Raw genomic sequence first — 16,398 nt, 5'->3', positions numbered from 1 at the left:
GCTGCGATGAACGGCTGGATCATTCTCGACAAACCGGTGGGGCTCGGCTCGACGCAGGCGGTGGGCGCGGTCAAGCGCGTGTGCCGCGAGGCGGGGCTGGGCAAGGTCAAGGTCGGTCACGGCGGGACGCTCGACCCGCTCGCCTCGGGCGTGCTGCCGATTGCGCTCGGCGAGGCGACCAAGCTTTGCGGCCGGATGCTCGACGCGAGCAAGGTCTATGACTTCACGATCGCGTTCGGGACCGAGACTGCGGGGCTCGATGCCGAGGGCGAGGTTGTCGCGACCAGTGACATCCGGCCGACCTTGGCCGAAGTGGAGGCGGTGCTGCCGCGCTTTACCGGGCCGATCGAGCAGGTGCCGCCGGCCTATTCGGCGATCAAGATCGATGGCGAGCGGGCTTACGACCGCGCCCGCAAAGGTGAGGCGGTCGAGATGAAGGCGCGGGCCGTCACGGTCCATTCGCTGCGCGCGGGCGGCGATGCGGGAGAGGGGCGGCTTGAATCTATCACGCTCACCGCGCATGTCTCCAAAGGCACCTATATCCGCAGCCTTGCCCGCGACATTGCCCATGCCGTCGGCAGCGTCGGCCACGTCACGATGCTGCGCCGCACGAAAGCCGGGCCCTTCACGCTCGAAGCGGCGATTTCGCTGGACAAATTAAACGCTTTCGGCCAAGGGGCCGCCCAATCAGAAATATTTCTGCCGCTCGAGGCAGGGCTGGTCGACATCCCGGCTCTGAACCTTTCCCCGGAAGCGGCAGGGGCGATCCGTCAGGGTCGTGTCTGGACCGGGGGTAGCACGGATGACGGGCTCTATTGGGGAAGGGACAGCGACTTGCGTCCCGTCGCCCTGATCGAGGCTTTGGCGGGAACGCTGAAGGTCGTCCGCGGCTTCAATCTTTGACACGATGTTCGAAGGAAGTTTGCATATGTCGATTACCGCCGAGCGCAAGACCGAAGTCATCAACGACAATGCCCGCAAACAGGGTGATACCGGCTCGCCGGAAGTGCAGGTCGCGATCCTGACCGACCGCATCAACAACCTGACCGACCATTTCAAGGCGAACCACAAGGACAATCACAGCCGCCGCGGCCTTCTGATGATGGTCAACAAGCGCCGCAGCCTCCTCGACTATCTGAAGAAGAAGGACGAGGGCCGCTATCAGGCGCTGATCGCGAAGCTGGGTCTCCGCAAATAAGAATTTCTGGCGGCCCCGGACTTCCGGGGCCGCTGTCATATTGGTCCCGTGCAATCGCGCCGGACCGCAGGGCCGCTCCCGCATCCGGCGGGACCGCCATAGGGCAGACCGATGCCCTGAACCGCCCCGGGCCGGATTGCCCGGAATCAGAGGCCCCGCCCGGCATAGGGCCCGGCGGGCGAAGGAAACCACATGTTTGACGTGAAAAAAGTATCGATCGAGTGGGGCGGTGAAACGCTGACGCTCGAAACGGGCAAGGTTGCCCGCCAGGCCGACGGCGCCGTGATGGCGACGCTGGGCGAAACGGTCGTCCTGTGCGCCGTGACCGCCGCGAAGTCGGTGAAGGACGGGCAGGACTTCTTCCCGCTCACCGTCCATTATCAGGAAAAATATTCGGCCGCCGGCCGCATCCCGGGTGGCTTCTTCAAGCGCGAACGCGGCGCCACCGAAAAGGAAACGCTCGTCAGCCGCCTGATCGACCGTCCGATCCGCCCGCTGTTCCCCGAAGGTTTCTACAACGAAATCAACGCCATCGCTCAGGTTCTGAGCTATGACGGCCACAACGAGCCCGACATCCTCGCGATGGTCGCCGCGTCGGCCGCGCTCACCATCTCGGGCGTCCCCTTCATGGGCCCGATCGGCGCCGCGCGCGTCGGCTATGTCGACGGCGAATATATCCTGAACCCGACCGACGCGCAGGTTGCCGAAGGCGACCTCGACCTCGTCGTCGCCGCCACTTACGATGCGGTGATGATGGTCGAATCCGAAGCCAATGAGCTGTCGGAAGAGATCATGCTCGGCGCCGTTCTGTTCGCGCACGACGCGTGCAAGGAAGTCGTCAAGGCGATCGTCAAGCTCGCCGAACAGGCTGCCAAGGACCCTTGGGACATGGCCGCGTCGGACGACAATGCCGCGATCAAGGACAAGCTCAAGAAGCTGATCGGCAAGGACATCGCCGCCGCTTACAAGCTGACCGACAAGTCGGCCCGCTCGAACGCGCTCAACGAAGCGCGCGCGAAGGCGAAGGCCCAGTTCACCGAAGACGGTCTTGCTCCGCAGGAAGTCATGGCGGGCATCAAGCTGACCAAGAAGCTGGAAGCCGAAATCGTTCGCGGTGCCATCCTGAAGGACGGCAAGCGCATCGACGGCCGCACGACGACGCAGATTCGTCCGATCGTCGCCGAAACGCACTTCCTGCCCCGCGCGCACGGTTCGGCGCTGTTCACCCGCGGTGAAACCCAGACGATCGCGACCGCGACCCTCGGCACCAAGGAAAGCGAACAGATGGTCGATGGCCTCAACGGCCTGTCGTACCAGAACTTCATGCTCCACTATAACTTCCCGCCCTATTCGGTCGGCGAAGTCGGCCGCTTCGGCGCCCCGGGCCGCCGTGAAGTCGGTCATGGTAAGCTCGCCTGGCGTGCGTTGCACCCCGTGCTGCCGACGAAGGACGAATTCCCCTACACGATCCGCCTCACCAGCGACATCACCGAGTCGAACGGCTCGTCGTCGATGGCGTCGGTCTGCGGCGGTTCGCTCGCGATGATGGACGCCGGCGTGCCGATCAAGCGCCCCGTGTCGGGTATCGCGATGGGCCTGATCCTCGAAGGCAAGGATTATGCGATCCTGTCGGACATCCTCGGCGACGAGGATCACCTTGGCGACATGGACTTCAAGGTGGCCGGCACGTCCGAAGGCATCACCACGATGCAGATGGACATCAAGATCGCGGGCATCACGCGCGAGATCTTCGAAGCCGCTTTGAACCAGGCCAAGGAAGGCCGCGCGCACATCCTCGGTGAAATGAACAAGGCGCTCGGCGAAACCCGCAGCGAATTGTCGGCGCACGCGCCGCGCATCGAGACGATGCAGATCGACAAGTCGAAGATCCGCGACGTCATCGGCACCGGCGGCAAGGTGATCCGCGAGATCGTCGCGACCACCGGCGCCAAGGTCGACATCGACGATGAAGGTCTGATCAAGATTTCGTCGAGCGACCTCGACCAGATCGAGGCGGCCCGCAAGTGGATCAGCGGCATCGTCGAGGAAGCCGAAGTCGGCAAGATCTATGACGGCAAGGTCGTCAACCTCGTCGATTTCGGTGCGTTCGTGAATTTCATGGGCGGCAAGGACGGTCTCGTCCACGTCAGCGAAATCGCCAACGAGCGCGTCGAGAAGGTCTCGGACGTCCTCAGCGAAGGCCAGGAAGTCAAGGTCAAGGTGCTCGAGATCGACCAGCGCGGCAAGGTCCGCCTGTCGATGCGCGTCGTCGATCAGGAAACCGGCGCCGAGCTGGAAGACACCCGCCCGCCGCGCGAACCGCGCGGTGATCGTGGTCCGCGCCGCGACGGCGGTGATCGTGGCGATCGCGGCCCGCGCGGCGGCGGTGGCCGTGATCGCGATCGCGGTCCGCGTCGTGACGGCGGCGATCGTGGCGATCGCGGCCCGCGCCGCGAGCGCAACGACGGTCCGGAAGATCAGGGCCATGTGCCCGATTTCCTGAAGGACTAAGTCCTTCGGCTATCGAACAAGGGAAAGGGGCCGCGCTTGCGGTCCCTTTTTCGTTGGCGATCCAGGATTTGCAGACGTGCCCCGGAACTCTCTCCCGTACCAAGTATCTAAGGTTTTGGAGCCAAAGGACTCCCCGCATTCCATGCCGGCGCACTGTCCTTGTTCGCGACCCGGTCGACCAGCGCATAGAAAAAGCGGTTGAAATCGCCCGCCGCCTGCCAGTCGATCGGCTGATCCGGATCGTCTTGCGGCGTGTGATAACCGGTCTTGTACCAGTGCCGGTATATTTCCTCGCTCTTCGTGCCCGGGCGATATCCGAAAACGAAGCCCGTCGCCGGAATCCCCACCTTGATAAAGGCCCAATGCTCGGAGCGCTTCAGCATGTTGCGTTCGGGTTCGGGGTCGCGCTGTACCGCGATGCCCAGCCCGGCCGCCACGTCCCGGGCATCGGCGCCGAGACTGTTGTCGCCCAGCGCATGGACGGTGAGCAGGTCGAGCGGGAAGATCGGCCGGAGCTGGTCGAGGTTGATGTTCCCCGCCAGCTCTGCTTTGGGGACCGTCGGATGGGCGACGAAATATTCGCCGCCGAGCAGGCCCTTTTCTTCGCCCGCAAAGGCCGCGAACAGCACCGGGCGTGCATAACCCTTGCCCTGCCGCTGCTGCGCGAGGCGGATCAACAGCGCGACATAGGCCGCATCGTCGAGCGTGCCGTTATAGAGATTGTCGCCGTCGATCGGCTCGCCATAGCCATACCCGTCGAGATGGGCGGACAGGACGATCGCTTCGCCGGCGCGCACGGGATCGGTCCCGGGCAGCAGCCCCAGCACGTTCGACGAGCTGATCCGCCGGGCCTTGGTCTCGAAACGCGCGTCGAGCGGATCGGCGATGTCGAATGCCGGCAGCGGCTCGCCGCGGCTGCCCCGCGTGATCAGGTCGGTGGTTTCGGCGCCGCTCTTGCCGGTCAGCGTGCCGAGCGCGTCCGCGTTGACGACGATCCGCACAAAGCGGTCGGTATCGGCGGGTGCCCCCGCGAGCTTGACCTGCCGTGCATAGGCGGCGGGCCAGCGCGGTGGCTCGACGGTGAAGCCGGGATCGGCGATGCTCAATATGCCGATGCCGCCCGCCGCCTTGACCGCGGCTTCGCGGTCGGCATCGCCGGGCAGTCCGGCGCGCCGCGTCGCATGGCAGATGACGATCTTGTCTGCGACCGTGCCCAGTACCGACGCATCGCAATAGCCGCGATAGGCGAGCGGGGCGGTGAACTGCAAAGGCATCGCCGCCGTGGGGGTGAAGCGATAATCGTGCAGGAAGGTCAACGGGCGGGTACCGACGCGCAATGCGGCGCGGGTGATCGCGATCTCGTCCATTGCCACCGGCTGGAACCAGCCGCCGTCGTCCCCGGCGGGCTTGAGTCCGGCCGCCGCGAAGGCGCGCGCAACGACATCGGCAGCGCGGTCATAACCCGCCGAACCGGTGTCGCGGCCTTCCATCGCGTCGCTCGACAGCTCCTCGGTGATCGACCACCAGGCTTTGGTGTCGGCATCGGCCGTTTCGGGTGGTGATGCCAGCGCGGCCGTTGCCAGGGAAGCCGCCGTCAGGCTGGCCGCACACAGAAGCGATGGAAAACGCATGCCAATCCCCTTGTTCAACCGGGATGTCTTAACGAAGGCTGCCGCCCTGACAAACAGCAAAAGGGGTCGCCACCGCCGCGCCGCGCGGTTATGCCTTGGCCTATGCTGACCATCATTCTCTCCGCGCTCGCGCTCGCCGCCCAAGGTCCGACCATCCCGACCGTTCCGCCCTCGGCGACCCAATTGCCGCCGCCTGCGCCGCCGGTCCCCGCGCCTGTTACATCGCCTGTCGTGGGGGTCGTGGAGACCGACACACGGCCCTATGTCGCGCTCGCGACCGACCTCGGCACGATCACCGTGCGGCTCGAGGACAAGCGCGCGCCGGTCACCGCCACAAATTTCCTCCGCTATGTCGATACGAAGCGGATGGACGGGTTCAAATTCTATCGTTCGACGCGTAGCTGGGGGCCCGCCAGCCAGCTCATTCAGGCGGGCAATCGCGGCGATGCGCGCAAGAATTTCCCCGTCATCGCGCACGAGCCGACGAACGTCACGGGCCTCACCAATTGCAAGGGGGCGCTGGTGATGGCGCGGCTCGCGCCCGGCGACGCGATGACCGATTTCTTCCTGCTACTCAGCGATATCCCGGGTTTCGACGCCGATCCCGCGCAGAGCGGCGACAATGCGGGCTTTGCGGTGTTCGGCGAGCTGGTCGGCGGCGCCGACGTCGCCGAAAAGATTTTTGCGGCTCCGGTCTCGCCGACTGCGGGCGAAGGCGTGATGCAGGGCCAGATGCTCGAACCGATGGTGACGATCAAGACCGCCCGCCGGATTCCCGCGCCCGCGGACGCCCTGAAGGGCTGTGTCGTCAAGGCGCCGTAAAGCTGCGCCCACAGGCGATCATTTATTTTGCGTTCATGCGCGCTGTGGCTATACCGCCCGCATGACTCAGCGTCCCTCTTCGCGCGCCATGACGCGCCTGCTCGCCGCCGCCCTGTTGATTTCGCCCTTGGCGGCCTGTGCCGGGGGTGGCGGGGTCAAGAAGGACACGCGCTATGTCGCGCGCGACGTCAACACGCTTTACCGCGCCGCGCAGGACCGGCTCGAACGGCGCCAGTATCGCCTTGCCGCTGCGCTGTTCGACGAAGTCGAGCGCCAGCATCCCTATTCGCCCTGGGCGCGCCGGGCCCAGCTGATGAGCTCGTTCAGCTATTATATGGATCGCGAATATACCCCGGCGATCGAATCTGCGCAGCGCTTCCTCGCCATCCATCCGGGCAACAAGGACGCGGCCTATGCCTATTATCTGATCGGCGTCAGCTATTATGAGCAGATCAGCGATGTGACCCGCGACCAGAAGATTACCCAGCAGGCGTCGAACGCGCTGGGCGAAGTCATCCGCCGCTATCCCGACAGCCGCTATGCCGCCGACGCGCGGTTGAAGGTCGACCTTGTGCAGGATCATCTTGCCGGCAAGGAAATGGAGATCGGCCGTTTCTACCAGCGCAGCTCGAACTGGCTTGCCGCGTCGATCCGCTTCCGCGAAGTCATCGACAAATATCAGACGACCAGCCACGCGCCCGAAGCGCTTTATCGCCTGACCGAATCCTATCTCGCGCTCGGGATCCCGGCGGAAGCCAAGAAATCGGCCGCGGTGCTCGGCGTCAACTATCCGGGCAGCAAATGGTACGAGCGCGCGTACAAGCTGATGCAGAAGCACGCGCCCAGCGCCTGAACTCGCGTCGGCGTGGATTCGCGCTTTGTTCTAATGTAAGGGGCGCATTGTGCTGACCGCCCTGTCCATTGCCAATATCGTGCTGATCGAGCGGCTCGACCTCGATTTCGAGGCGGGGCTCGGCGTGCTGACCGGCGAGACCGGGGCGGGCAAGTCGATCCTGCTCGACGCGCTCGGCCTTGCGCTCGGCATGCGCGCCGACAGCGCGCTGGTCCGGCAGGGCAGCAATCAGGCACAGGTAACGGCAAGCTTCGCGCCGCCCGCGCCGGGCACCCCGCTTGCCGAGCTGCTCGCGGCGAACGAAATCGCGCTGGAAGCGGGCGAACCCTTGCTGATCCGCCGCACGCTGAAGGCCGACGGCGGCAGCCGCGCCTTCCTCAACGACCAGCCCTGTTCGGCAGCGCTGCTCCGCGAAATCGGCACCCATCTGGTCGAGATTCACGGCCAGCACGACGACCGCGGCCTGCTGGCGCCCGCCGGGCACCGCGCCCTGCTCGATACCTATGCGCGCGCCGATACGGCGGCGGTGGCGGCGGCGCATGCGGCGTGGCGCGGCGCCGAAGCGAAACTCGCCGCCGCGCGCGCCGCGATCCTCGAAGCCGAACGCGATCGCGAATGGCTCGAGCATTGCGTTACCGAATTGCAGGCGCTCGGCCCGCAACCGGGGGAGGAAGCCGAACTCGCCGAAGCGCGCGCTGCGATGCAGAAGGGCGAACGGCTGGCCGGCGATCTCGGCGCGATCATGGAAGCGTTCGAGGGCAGCGAGAGCGGCCCGGCGCTGCTGCGCGGCGCGGCGCGGCGGCTCGACCGGCTTGCGGGCGATCATCCGCTGCTCGCCGAGGCGCTTGCCGGGCTCGACCGCGCGATCATCGAGGCCGACGAGGCCGAGACGAAGCTGCACGAAGCCGCGCGCGCGATGGAATATGACCCCGACCGGCTTGAAGCGACCGAGACGCGCCTGTTCGAACTGCGCGCGATGGCGCGCAAGCACAATGTCCAGCCCGACGATCTTGCGGCGTTGACGAGCGACCTTGCCGCGCGGCTCGATGCGATCGAGGGCGGCAGCGCCGGGCTCGCGAAGCTCGAAATGGAGGTGGCAGAGACGGCCGCCGCCTACACCCATGCCGCGACCGCATTGTCCGACCTGCGCACCAAAGCCGCGGCGCGGCTCGACGCGGCGGTGGCGGGCGAACTGGTGCCGCTGAAGCTCGACGCGGCGCGTTTCCGGACGCTCGTCGAGCGCCTGCCCGCCGAACGCTGGGGCGAGGCCGGCATGGACCGCGTCGAATTCCTCATCTCGACCAACCCCGGCGCGCCCTTTGCGCCGCTCGCCAAGATCGCGTCGGGCGGCGAGCTTTCGCGCTTCATCCTCGCGCTGAAGGTCGCGCTCGCCGAAGAGGGCGGCGCCGACACGATCATCTTCGACGAAATCGACCGCGGCGTCGGCGGCGCGGTGGCGAGCGCGATCGGCGAGCGGCTGGCGCGGCTGGCCAAAGGAACCGGGAGCGATGCGGGCAAGCAATTGCTCGCCGTGACGCACAGCCCGCAGGTGGCGGCGAAAGGCGCCGCGCATTTCATCATCGCCAAGTCGAGCGAAGGGAGCGTCACCCACACCAGCGTCCGCGCGCTCGACGACGCCGGCCGCCGCGAAGAAATCGCGCGCATGCTGTCGGGCGCCGAAGTCACCGACGAAGCGCGCGCGCAAGCCGAACGGTTGCTGGAGGTTGCCGCGTGAGCGGGCATCCCCTCGACCGGCCCATATGGTCCATGCTCACCGGCCGGCAGGTGCATCTTGCCGAGGGCGGTCCGCAGGCGCTGCGGATCGATCGCGGCTATGGCGTTTTCGGTGTCGCCGCCGATACGGGCGCCGAGGCGCAGGCGGCGCTTGCTGCACTCGTGCCCGAAGAGGGCGAAATCTGGATCGTCGAAGGGGAGCGGTCGCCGGTTCCGCCCGGAACGCGCGAGGTGAAGCGCGCCGTGCTCGCGCAGATGGTCGCCGGAGGCGCGCCGCCGGTACCGCGCGCGGGCGAACCCGATATTCTGCCGCTCGGCGAGGATGATGCGGCCGAAATGGCGGCGCTCGCCGAACATGCCAGGCCCGGGCCATGGGGTCCGAAGACGCATCGTTACGGTCCGTTTTTCGGCGTTCGCGAGAACCGCCGCCTGCTCGCGATGGCGGGGCAGCGCATCCTCGTGCCGGGCATGGCCGAGGTCAGCGGCGTGTCGACATGGGAGGATTGCCGCGGCCGCGGGTTGGCGCGGGCGCTGATCGGCCATGTCATGCGCGACATGGTGGCGCGCGGCGAACAACCCTTCCTGCACAGCTATGCCGACAATAAGGGGGCGATCGCGCTCTATGAATCGCTCGGCTTTCGTATCCGCCGCGAGGTGCATGTGCTGGTGATCGCGCGGTGATGAACCGGCGCGAACATATCGCGGCGCTGGTGGCGATGGCGACGATGTTGTTGCCGGCGGGACAATTGAAGGCGCTGGAGGCGCAAATGGAAGAAGTCGTTCCCGAATATGGCCTGATCGGCCAGATGATCGCGCAGCCGGGGCAGCGCGCGGAGCTGATCGCAATCCTGTCCGAAGGCACGGGATCGATGCCCGGCAACATGGGCTATCTGATCGGCGAGGACAGTACGAACCCCGACGCGATCTGGATCGTCGAAATCTGGGAGACGCAGGAGGCGCATAGTGCGTCGCTCGCGCTGCCGGCGGTGCAGGACGCGATCAAAAGGGGGCGTCCGCTGATTGCAGGATTTGGTACTCGCGCCGAGTTCAAGCCGGTGAACGCCTAGGGCGGGTGAAGGAAGTCGATGAGAGAGCTATTTAATAACGAAGATGACGATATCGATACAATGCAGCAGAAGCAGCTGCGTTTTTATGCGCTCGTGGGAATTTGTATTTCCGATTATCAATCGATCGAAGATAGGCTCGAAAGCATCTTCAAGGCATCGCTCCGGATCGAAGCCGACGCCGCCCATGGTATGTTTTCTATCGCAAAGAGTTTGGAAGACCGCTGCAGGATGATTACTGCTGCTCTGATGACTAGAAATATCAATATTCAAGGTTTGTGGGACGATTTAAAGAAAAGAATAAAATTATCTGCGGACAATAGAAATCAGATTGCTCACGCTTCAAGCGTGTTTGTTGGGCGGGGTATAGTGATCGATACAAGCGCCGAGGGTAAGTTTAAACTTCTTGGATATAAAAAGCCGCATTCTGAGATGAAATTGGAAAAGAAGACAAAATCAGGCGTGGTTCAATGGGATGCAAATATGCTCCGGGCCGAGCGTGAGAGCTTGGAAGAATTGTCGCGCAATATTACTGTCCTCGTCCGCATTTTGGTGGACGGGACCTTGGAATCCCGTTTCGCTGATTGGTGGAAGCATCCGCTCGTCGAAGGTGCGATGGAATGAAAAATCTGACCGAAGCCGATGCCGCCAACGAACTGATGCGGCTGGCGAAGACCATCGCCCGTCACAGCAAGCTTTATCATGCGGAGGACGCGCCCGAAATTTCGGATGCCGACTATGACGCGCTTGTTCGCCGCAACAACGAGCTTGAAGCGGCCTTCCCGAACCTGATCCGCGCCGACAGCCCGAACAACCAGGTCGGCGCTGCGGTCGAGGCTTCGCCGCTGGCAAAAGTGACGCACGCACAGCGGATGATGAGCCTCGACAATGCGTTCAGCGGCGCGGATGTCGAGGAGTTCGCGGCGCGCGTGCGGCGCTTCCTCAATCTCGGCGAGGGCGACATCGTCGCGCTGACCGCCGAGGACAAGATCGACGGCCTGTCCTGTTCGCTACGCTACGAAAAGGGCACGCTCGTGCAGGCCGCGACGCGCGGCGACGGCAGCGTTGGCGAGGATGTGACGCCCAACGTCCGTACCATCGCCGACATCCCGCAGCAGCTTGCCGGCGCGGTTCCCGATGTCTTCGAGATCCGCGGCGAAGTTTACATGGCGAAGGCCGATTTCACCGCGCTCAACGCGCGCCTGCTCGCCGAGGCGGACGACCCCGAAAAAGCGCGCCAGTTCGCCAATCCGCGCAATGCCGCCGCGGGCTCGCTGCGCCAGAAGGACGCCGGCATCACCGCCGCGCGCCCGCTGCGTTTCCTCGCGCACGGCTGGGGCGAGGTGAGCGACGTGCCCGAGACGACGCAATTTGCGATGATGAAGCAGATCGAAAGCTGGGGCGTGCCCGTGTCGCCGCTGCTGAGGCGCTTCGAGGCGGTCGAGGATGTGCTCGCCCATTATACGCTGATCGAGGCCGAGCGCGCCGAACTGCCCTATGATATCGACGGCGTCGTCTACAAGGTCGACCGGCTCGACTGGCAGGCACGCCTCGGCTTCGTCGCCAAGGCGCCACGCTGGGCCATCGCGCATAAATTCCCCGCCGAACGCGCGCAGACGACGCTCGAAGCCATCGACATCCAGGTCGGCCGCACCGGCAAGCTGACCCCGGTCGGTCGGCTCGTTCCCGTGACCGTCGGCGGCGTCGTCGTGTCGAACGTCACGCTCCACAACCGCGACGAGATCGGCCGATTGGGGGTACGCCCCGGCGACCGCGTCGTCGTCCAGCGCGCCGGCGACGTCATCCCGCAGGTGGTCGAGAATCTGACCCGCGACGAGGACCGCGCCGCCTATCCCTTTCCCGATCATTGCCCCGTCTGCGGCAGCGAGGCGGTGGCCGAGGAGGGCGAGGTTGACGTCCGCTGCACCGGCGGTCTGATCTGCAATGCCCAGAAGTTCGAGCGTCTGCGCCATTTCGTCAGCCGCGGCGCGCTCGACATCGAGGGGCTGGGCGAAAAGAGCATCCAGGAATTTCTCGACCTCGGCTGGCTCGACAAGGGGCCCGCCGATATCTTCCGGCTGAAAAATCACCGCGCCGAACTGCTCGCGCGCGAGGGGTGGAAGGAGACGTCGGTCGATAAACTCTTCGCGGCGATCGAGACGAAGCGCTCGCCCGACGCCGCGCGGCTGCTGTTCGGGCTCGGTATCCGCCATATCGGTGCGGTGACCGCGCGCGACCTGCTCAAGGGGCTCGGCGACATCGCCGTTCTTCCCGGAAAAGCCGCTGAAATTCAGGCCTATCTCGACGCAAACCCGCAGGCCGAGGGCGAGTCCGACGGCAAGTTCGTCGCGCGCAAGATGGAGGCGATCAAGGCGATCCTCGACGTTCGCGCCGACGGGATCGGGCCCGCGGTCGCCGAAGCGCTGGGCGATTTCTTCCACGAGCCGCATAATCGCGCCCTGTGGGACGATCTCCTCTCCGAAGTTTCGCCGCCGCCTTATGTGGTGGAGACGCGAGAAAGCGAAGTTTCGGGAATGACGGTGGTGTTCACCGGCAAACTCGAAACGATGAGCCGCGACGAAGCAAAGGCGCAGGCCGAAGCGCTGGGTGCCAAGGCGGCGGGATCGGTGAGTGCGAAGACCGACCTTGTGGTCGCTGGCCCGGGGGCAGGGTCGAAACTCAAACAGGCAAGCGCGCTTGGCATCAGGGTGATCGACGAAGGCGAATGGGCCGAGATTGTGAAGGCGGCTGGGTAGGTAACACCATCCCGTCACCCCGGACTTGATCCGGGGTCCGCCTTTCTTGAAGGAGTAAGGCGGGTGCCGGGTCAAGCCCGGCATGACGAATAAGAGGTTGAGACTGAATGGTGCGCGCCATCACAGGCGGCGCGGCGGAAATGCTGTGAGGGGGGCGACATGGCAAAGCGTGATTATCTGAACAACCTGATGCGCGACCTCGAATCGCATACCGAGGTGCGGCGGTTCGGCAGCGGCTGGCTTTCCGGCTTCTTCGGGCTGCTGTTCGCAATCGCCGGTTTTTTCATGGTCGTTGCGCTGCGCTTTCCGGACTGGTTCGCAACCCCCGAGCTGGCGATCATCAAGGATTGGGGCGGATTTCGCGGCCTTGTTCACGCGGTGCTGCTCGTCAGCTATGGCCTCTCCCTGCTCAGCCTGCTGCTGCGGCCACGCAAGGTGCTCGGCCTTACCGCGCTGATGATCGGACTGGCGGCAATCCTCGTCGGCGGATCGAACGTCCAGCCCACCGAAACGCGCGACTGGGGCATTTTCTTCGGGCTCGACTTTTTCGTCGTGAACCTGCTCGTCACCGGCTTCATGTTCGCGCCGCTCGAACGCGCCTTTCCGCATCGCCGGACGCAGCGGCTGTTCCGCACCGAATGGCGCGAAGACCTCTTCTATTATCTCGTCAGCACGATGTTCGTGCAGGTGCTCGGCTTCCTTGCGCTCGCGCCCTCGACGATCATCAACGAACATACGTCGAACTGGCAGGCGTTCCGCGCCGCGGTCGCGTCGCTGCCGTGGATCGTCCAGTTCGCCATCGTGCTCGTCGCGTCGGACGTGGCGCAATATTTCTTCCACCGCACCTTCCATCGCTACCCCTTCCTCTGGGGTTTCCACGCGGTGCACCACAGCGCGAAGTCGATGGACTGGCTCGCGGGGTCGCGGATGCATTTTGTCGAGATCATCCTTTTGCGTTCGATCACCTCGCTGCCGCTGTTCACCCTCGGCTTCAGCCCGTCGGTGATGCAGGCCTATATCGGCTTCGTCTATGTCTGGTCGTCGCTGCTCCACGCCAATGTCGGGGGCAATTTCAACCGCCTCGGCCACTGGATCGCGACGCCGCGCTTTCACCACTGGCATCACGGGCTCGAGCGCGAGGCGTTCGACGTCAATTTCGCGATCCACTTCCCGTGGATCGACAAGCTCTTCGGCACCTTCCATCTGCCCAAGGACCGCTGGCCCGAAAATTACGGCATCCCCGAGGATGTCCCGAAAAACTATTGGGGCCAGTTCCTCTACCCCTGGACGCGCACCGGCAAGAAGACCGACGAGACGCCGGCCGAATAGCGGCTTGCCACGCCCGGGCGGCGCGCATAGGAGCCGCCGCGTGAGTCCGCTCGCCGCCTTTCGCCGTCCCGGCATCCTGCTGCTGCTGCCCTTGCTGCTCGCGCTCGCCGCGCGGGTGCTCGTCGCACCGGGCTGGATGATCGAAAGCGATGCCGGCGGGTCGATCACCGTCCGCGTCTGTTCGGATCCCGCCAACCCCGGCGGAACCGTGACGATCCCGATCGAAAAACTGGGTGACCATCAGGCGGGCGAGGGGCAGCAGCATTGCCCATGGGGGGCGCTCGCCGCCGCACCGATCGTTCCCGATCTGCCGGTGCTGCCCGCGGCACCGATGCTTGCCGAACCGGCGCCCGTCGCGCTGGCCTCGCTCGGCTTTGCCCCCGGCATCGCCTCGCCGCTGCCGCCGAGTACCGGGCCACCCGCCTTCGCCTGATCCAGCCTGAAATGCCGTCTGCGCGGGAAGCGCGGCGCGGTTCCATGCTTGTATCCGGGGAAGATTTTCCGATGAAAAACCATATCTGCCGCGCGGCGCCCTTGCTCGCGCTCGTCACCTGCCTTGCCGCCCTGCCCGTCCGCGCCGAAGAGGCCGACGCCACCATCATCGTCACCGCGCCGACCGCGACCGACGCCGCCGAAGCGCGCGCCGCGCGCACGCCCGGCGGCAGCGATATCGTCGCGCACGAGGATTATGCCGACAAGTCGGTCGTATCGCTGCGCGACGCGCTCGCCTTCTCGCCCGGTGTCTATCTCCAGCCGCGGTTCGGGCAGGAGGTGCGGATCTCGATCCGCGGGTCGGGGCTGTCGCGCGGCTATCACATGCGCGGGCTGACGCTGCTGCAGGACGGGATCCCGATCAACCTCGCCGACGACAATGGCGATTTCCAGGAACTCGAACCGATCTTCTTCGACCACCTCGAAGTCTATCGCGGCGCCAACGCATTGCGCTTCGGGTCGGGCACCTTGGGCGGCGCCATCAATGGGGTGACCCCGACCGGCCGCAGCGCCGAGGGAATTTACCTGCGCGCCGACGCGGGCAGTTTCGATAGCTGGCGCGAGCTCGTCGCGGCGGGCGTCGCGGGGCCGCAGGTCGACGCATGGGGCGCGATCAGCGCCGACACCTCGGACGGCGACCGCGACCATGCAAAGCGCCGGAGCGTCCGTTTCCACGGCAATGTCGGGCTGAAATTCAGCGACATAGTTGCGACCCGCTTCTACGCGAGCTTCAACCGTATCCGGCAGGACCTGCCCGGGGCGCTGACCTATGACGACGCGCTGACCGTGCCGGGCCGGGCCAATGCGGCGGCGGTTGCGGGCGATCAGGCGCGCGATATCGATTCGCTGCGTCTCCAGAACCGCACCAGCTTCGATTTCGGCGCGGCGACGCTCGACGTCGGCGCCTTCGTCAATGCGAAGGCGCTCCACCATCCCATCTATCAGCTCATCGACCAGAAGAGCGTCGATCGTGGCGCCTTCTTCCGCCTCGATTATGCGGGCGGTCCGGTCGAGGCGACGCTCGGCGGCGAACTGCGCGTCGGCGACGTCAATTCGCGGCGCTTCCTCAATCTGGCGGGCAAGCGCGGCGGGAAGACCTTCGATGCCAAGCAGGATGCGCGCACCGCGACGCTGTACGGCGAGCTGCGGTTGCGGCCGGTCGACACGCTGACCCTGATCGCGGGCGGCATTTATGCCGACGGGATGCGCCGTCAGCATGAGACGTTCAACAACGGCCCGGTCGACCGCGGCGGCCGCGCCGATTTCGATGCTTTCTCGCCCAAGCTCGGCCTGTTGTTCGAGCCCGCGCCGGCAATGCAATTCTACGCCAACTACAGCCGGTCGGTCGAGTTTCCGGGCTTCATCGAGCTTGCACAAGTCTCGGCCTTCGTCCCGCTCGATCCGCAACGCGCGTGGACGGCCGAGATCGGCACGCGCGGCCGGTCGGGCATCGCAAGCTGGGACCTGTCGCTCTACCGCGCCGACATCAAGGGCGAGCTGCTGCAATATACGGTCGGCGCCGATATTCCCGCCTCGACCTTCAATGCGCAGCGGACGCGGCACGAGGGCATCGAGGCGGCGCTCGAACTCGCGCCGGCCGACTGGCTGCGGCTGCGGCAAGTCTATGCCTTCAGCAACTTCCGTTTCCGGGGCGATGTCCAATATGGCAACAACCGCCTGCCGGTCGTGCCGCGCCACGTCTATCGCGCCGAATTGCGGCTGGGCTCCGACAATCTGCATATCGCACCCAATTTCGAATGGGTGCCGCAGGGGCCGTTCGCCGATTACGGCAACGCCGTGCGGACGCCCGGCTATGCGCTGCTCGGGATCACCGGCGGTGCGCGTCTGGCCGAGGGCGTCGACGCTTTCGTCGATGTCCGCAACATCGCCGGCAAGAGGGCGATCGGCGATATCAGCGCGGCGATTGCGGTGACCGATACGTCGGCCATCTATTATCCGGTCGAACGCCGCGCCGTGTCGGCCGGCCTTCGCGCGCGTTTCTGAGAGG

General features: G+C 65.4%; 14 protein-coding genes. 13 read left to right on the top strand and 1 reads right to left on the bottom strand.

What is annotated here, in order from left to right:
- Positions 1-6: 6 nt before the first annotated feature.
- The 3 genes from truB (at position 7) to pnp (ending at position 3,709) form a co-directional block, all read left to right on the top strand.
- The gene (gene truB, locus V6U71_RS17930; protein ID WP_411339709.1) at positions 7-903 is read left to right on the top strand and encodes a tRNA pseudouridine(55) synthase TruB; all 897 of its coding nucleotides are present in this window, start codon (positions 7-9) and stop codon (positions 901-903) included.
- A 25-nt stretch (positions 904-928) separates the two neighbouring features.
- Positions 929-1,198, top strand: a complete 270-nt coding sequence (gene rpsO / locus V6U71_RS17925; RefSeq protein ID WP_054590387.1) for a 30S ribosomal protein S15 — start codon at positions 929-931, stop codon at positions 1,196-1,198.
- Between the two features lie 192 nt (positions 1,199-1,390).
- On the top strand, positions 1,391-3,709 hold the full coding sequence (gene pnp, locus V6U71_RS17920; RefSeq protein WP_411339708.1) for a polyribonucleotide nucleotidyltransferase: 2,319 nt from the start codon (positions 1,391-1,393) through the stop codon (positions 3,707-3,709).
- A gap of 107 nt (positions 3,710-3,816) precedes the next feature.
- Here pnp and V6U71_RS17915 read toward each other — a convergent pair whose 3' ends face one another.
- Positions 3,817-5,340, bottom strand: coding sequence for a M28 family peptidase (locus V6U71_RS17915; RefSeq protein ID WP_411339707.1), 1,524 nt, complete (start codon positions 5,338-5,340; stop codon positions 3,817-3,819).
- Between the two features lie 102 nt (positions 5,341-5,442).
- Here V6U71_RS17915 and V6U71_RS17910 point away from each other — a divergent pair, with 102 nt between their 5' ends.
- The 10 genes from V6U71_RS17910 (at position 5,443) to V6U71_RS17865 (ending at position 16,394) form a co-directional block, all read left to right on the top strand.
- Positions 5,443-6,162 (top strand): peptidylprolyl isomerase, encoded by a 720-nt coding sequence (locus V6U71_RS17910; RefSeq protein ID WP_411339706.1) that lies wholly within the window; start codon positions 5,443-5,445, stop codon positions 6,160-6,162.
- A gap of 61 nt (positions 6,163-6,223) precedes the next feature.
- Entirely contained in the window at positions 6,224-7,015 is a 792-nt protein-coding gene (locus tag V6U71_RS17905; RefSeq protein ID WP_054589182.1) for an outer membrane protein assembly factor BamD, read from the top strand.
- Positions 7,016-7,064: 49 nt separating this feature from the next.
- On the top strand, positions 7,065-8,750 hold the full coding sequence (gene recN / locus V6U71_RS17900; protein ID WP_411339705.1) for a DNA repair protein RecN: 1,686 nt from the start codon (positions 7,065-7,067) through the stop codon (positions 8,748-8,750).
- The gene (locus tag V6U71_RS17895; RefSeq protein WP_411339704.1) at positions 8,747-9,430 is read left to right on the top strand and encodes a GNAT family N-acetyltransferase; all 684 of its coding nucleotides are present in this window, start codon (positions 8,747-8,749) and stop codon (positions 9,428-9,430) included. Before recN ends, V6U71_RS17895 begins: the two co-directional genes overlap by 4 nt.
- A complete protein-coding gene (locus tag V6U71_RS17890; RefSeq protein WP_411339703.1) occupies positions 9,430-9,816 on the top strand; it encodes a putative quinol monooxygenase in 387 nt (128 codons plus the stop codon). The genes V6U71_RS17895 and V6U71_RS17890 overlap by 1 nt, the downstream gene beginning before the upstream one ends.
- An 18-nt stretch (positions 9,817-9,834) precedes the next feature.
- Positions 9,835-10,437: a hypothetical protein gene (locus V6U71_RS17885; RefSeq protein ID WP_411339702.1), complete on the top strand. Its 603-nt coding sequence runs from the start codon at positions 9,835-9,837 to the stop codon at positions 10,435-10,437.
- Positions 10,434-12,569 (top strand): NAD-dependent DNA ligase LigA, encoded by a 2,136-nt coding sequence (gene ligA / locus V6U71_RS17880; RefSeq protein WP_411339701.1) that lies wholly within the window; start codon positions 10,434-10,436, stop codon positions 12,567-12,569. Before V6U71_RS17885 ends, ligA begins: the two co-directional genes overlap by 4 nt.
- Before the next feature lie 159 nt (positions 12,570-12,728).
- Positions 12,729-13,898, top strand: coding sequence for a sterol desaturase family protein (locus tag V6U71_RS17875; protein WP_411339700.1), 1,170 nt, complete (start codon positions 12,729-12,731; stop codon positions 13,896-13,898).
- 40 nt (positions 13,899-13,938) lie between these two features.
- Positions 13,939-14,331, top strand: a complete 393-nt coding sequence (locus tag V6U71_RS17870) for a hypothetical protein (protein WP_411339699.1) — start codon at positions 13,939-13,941, stop codon at positions 14,329-14,331.
- Between the two features lie 71 nt (positions 14,332-14,402).
- Positions 14,403-16,394: a TonB-dependent receptor family protein gene (locus V6U71_RS17865; protein ID WP_411339698.1), complete on the top strand. Its 1,992-nt coding sequence runs from the start codon at positions 14,403-14,405 to the stop codon at positions 16,392-16,394.
- Positions 16,395-16,398 lie beyond the last annotated feature (4 nt).

The sequence above is a fragment of the Sphingopyxis sp. J-6 genome (assembly GCF_046603995.1).
Lineage (GTDB): Bacteria > Pseudomonadota > Alphaproteobacteria > Sphingomonadales > Sphingomonadaceae > Sphingopyxis.
Note: the sequence above shows the minus strand (reverse complement) of the source record. Positions and strands in the feature narration are given on the sequence as shown.

What these genes read in the sequence shown, in the direction of transcription:
- truB (WP_411339709.1), top strand. Translation starts at nt 7, where the DNA reads ATGAACGGCTGGATCATTCTCGACAAACCGGTGGGGCTCGGCTCGACG.
- rpsO (WP_054590387.1), top strand. Translation starts at nt 929, where the DNA reads ATGTCGATTACCGCCGAGCGCAAGACCGAAGTCATCAACGACAATGCC.
- pnp (WP_411339708.1), top strand. Translation starts at nt 1,391, where the DNA reads ATGTTTGACGTGAAAAAAGTATCGATCGAGTGGGGCGGTGAAACGCTG.
- V6U71_RS17915 (WP_411339707.1), bottom strand. Translation starts at nt 5,340, where the DNA reads ATGCGTTTTCCATCGCTTCTGTGTGCGGCCAGCCTGACGGCGGCTTCC.
- V6U71_RS17910 (WP_411339706.1), top strand. Translation starts at nt 5,443, where the DNA reads ATGCTGACCATCATTCTCTCCGCGCTCGCGCTCGCCGCCCAAGGTCCG.
- V6U71_RS17905 (WP_054589182.1), top strand. Translation starts at nt 6,224, where the DNA reads ATGACTCAGCGTCCCTCTTCGCGCGCCATGACGCGCCTGCTCGCCGCC.
- V6U71_RS17890 (WP_411339703.1), top strand. Translation starts at nt 9,430, where the DNA reads ATGAACCGGCGCGAACATATCGCGGCGCTGGTGGCGATGGCGACGATG.
- V6U71_RS17885 (WP_411339702.1), top strand. Translation starts at nt 9,835, where the DNA reads ATGAGAGAGCTATTTAATAACGAAGATGACGATATCGATACAATGCAG.
- ligA (WP_411339701.1), top strand. Translation starts at nt 10,434, where the DNA reads ATGAAAAATCTGACCGAAGCCGATGCCGCCAACGAACTGATGCGGCTG.
- V6U71_RS17875 (WP_411339700.1), top strand. Translation starts at nt 12,729, where the DNA reads ATGGCAAAGCGTGATTATCTGAACAACCTGATGCGCGACCTCGAATCG.
- V6U71_RS17865 (WP_411339698.1), top strand. Translation starts at nt 14,403, where the DNA reads ATGAAAAACCATATCTGCCGCGCGGCGCCCTTGCTCGCGCTCGTCACC.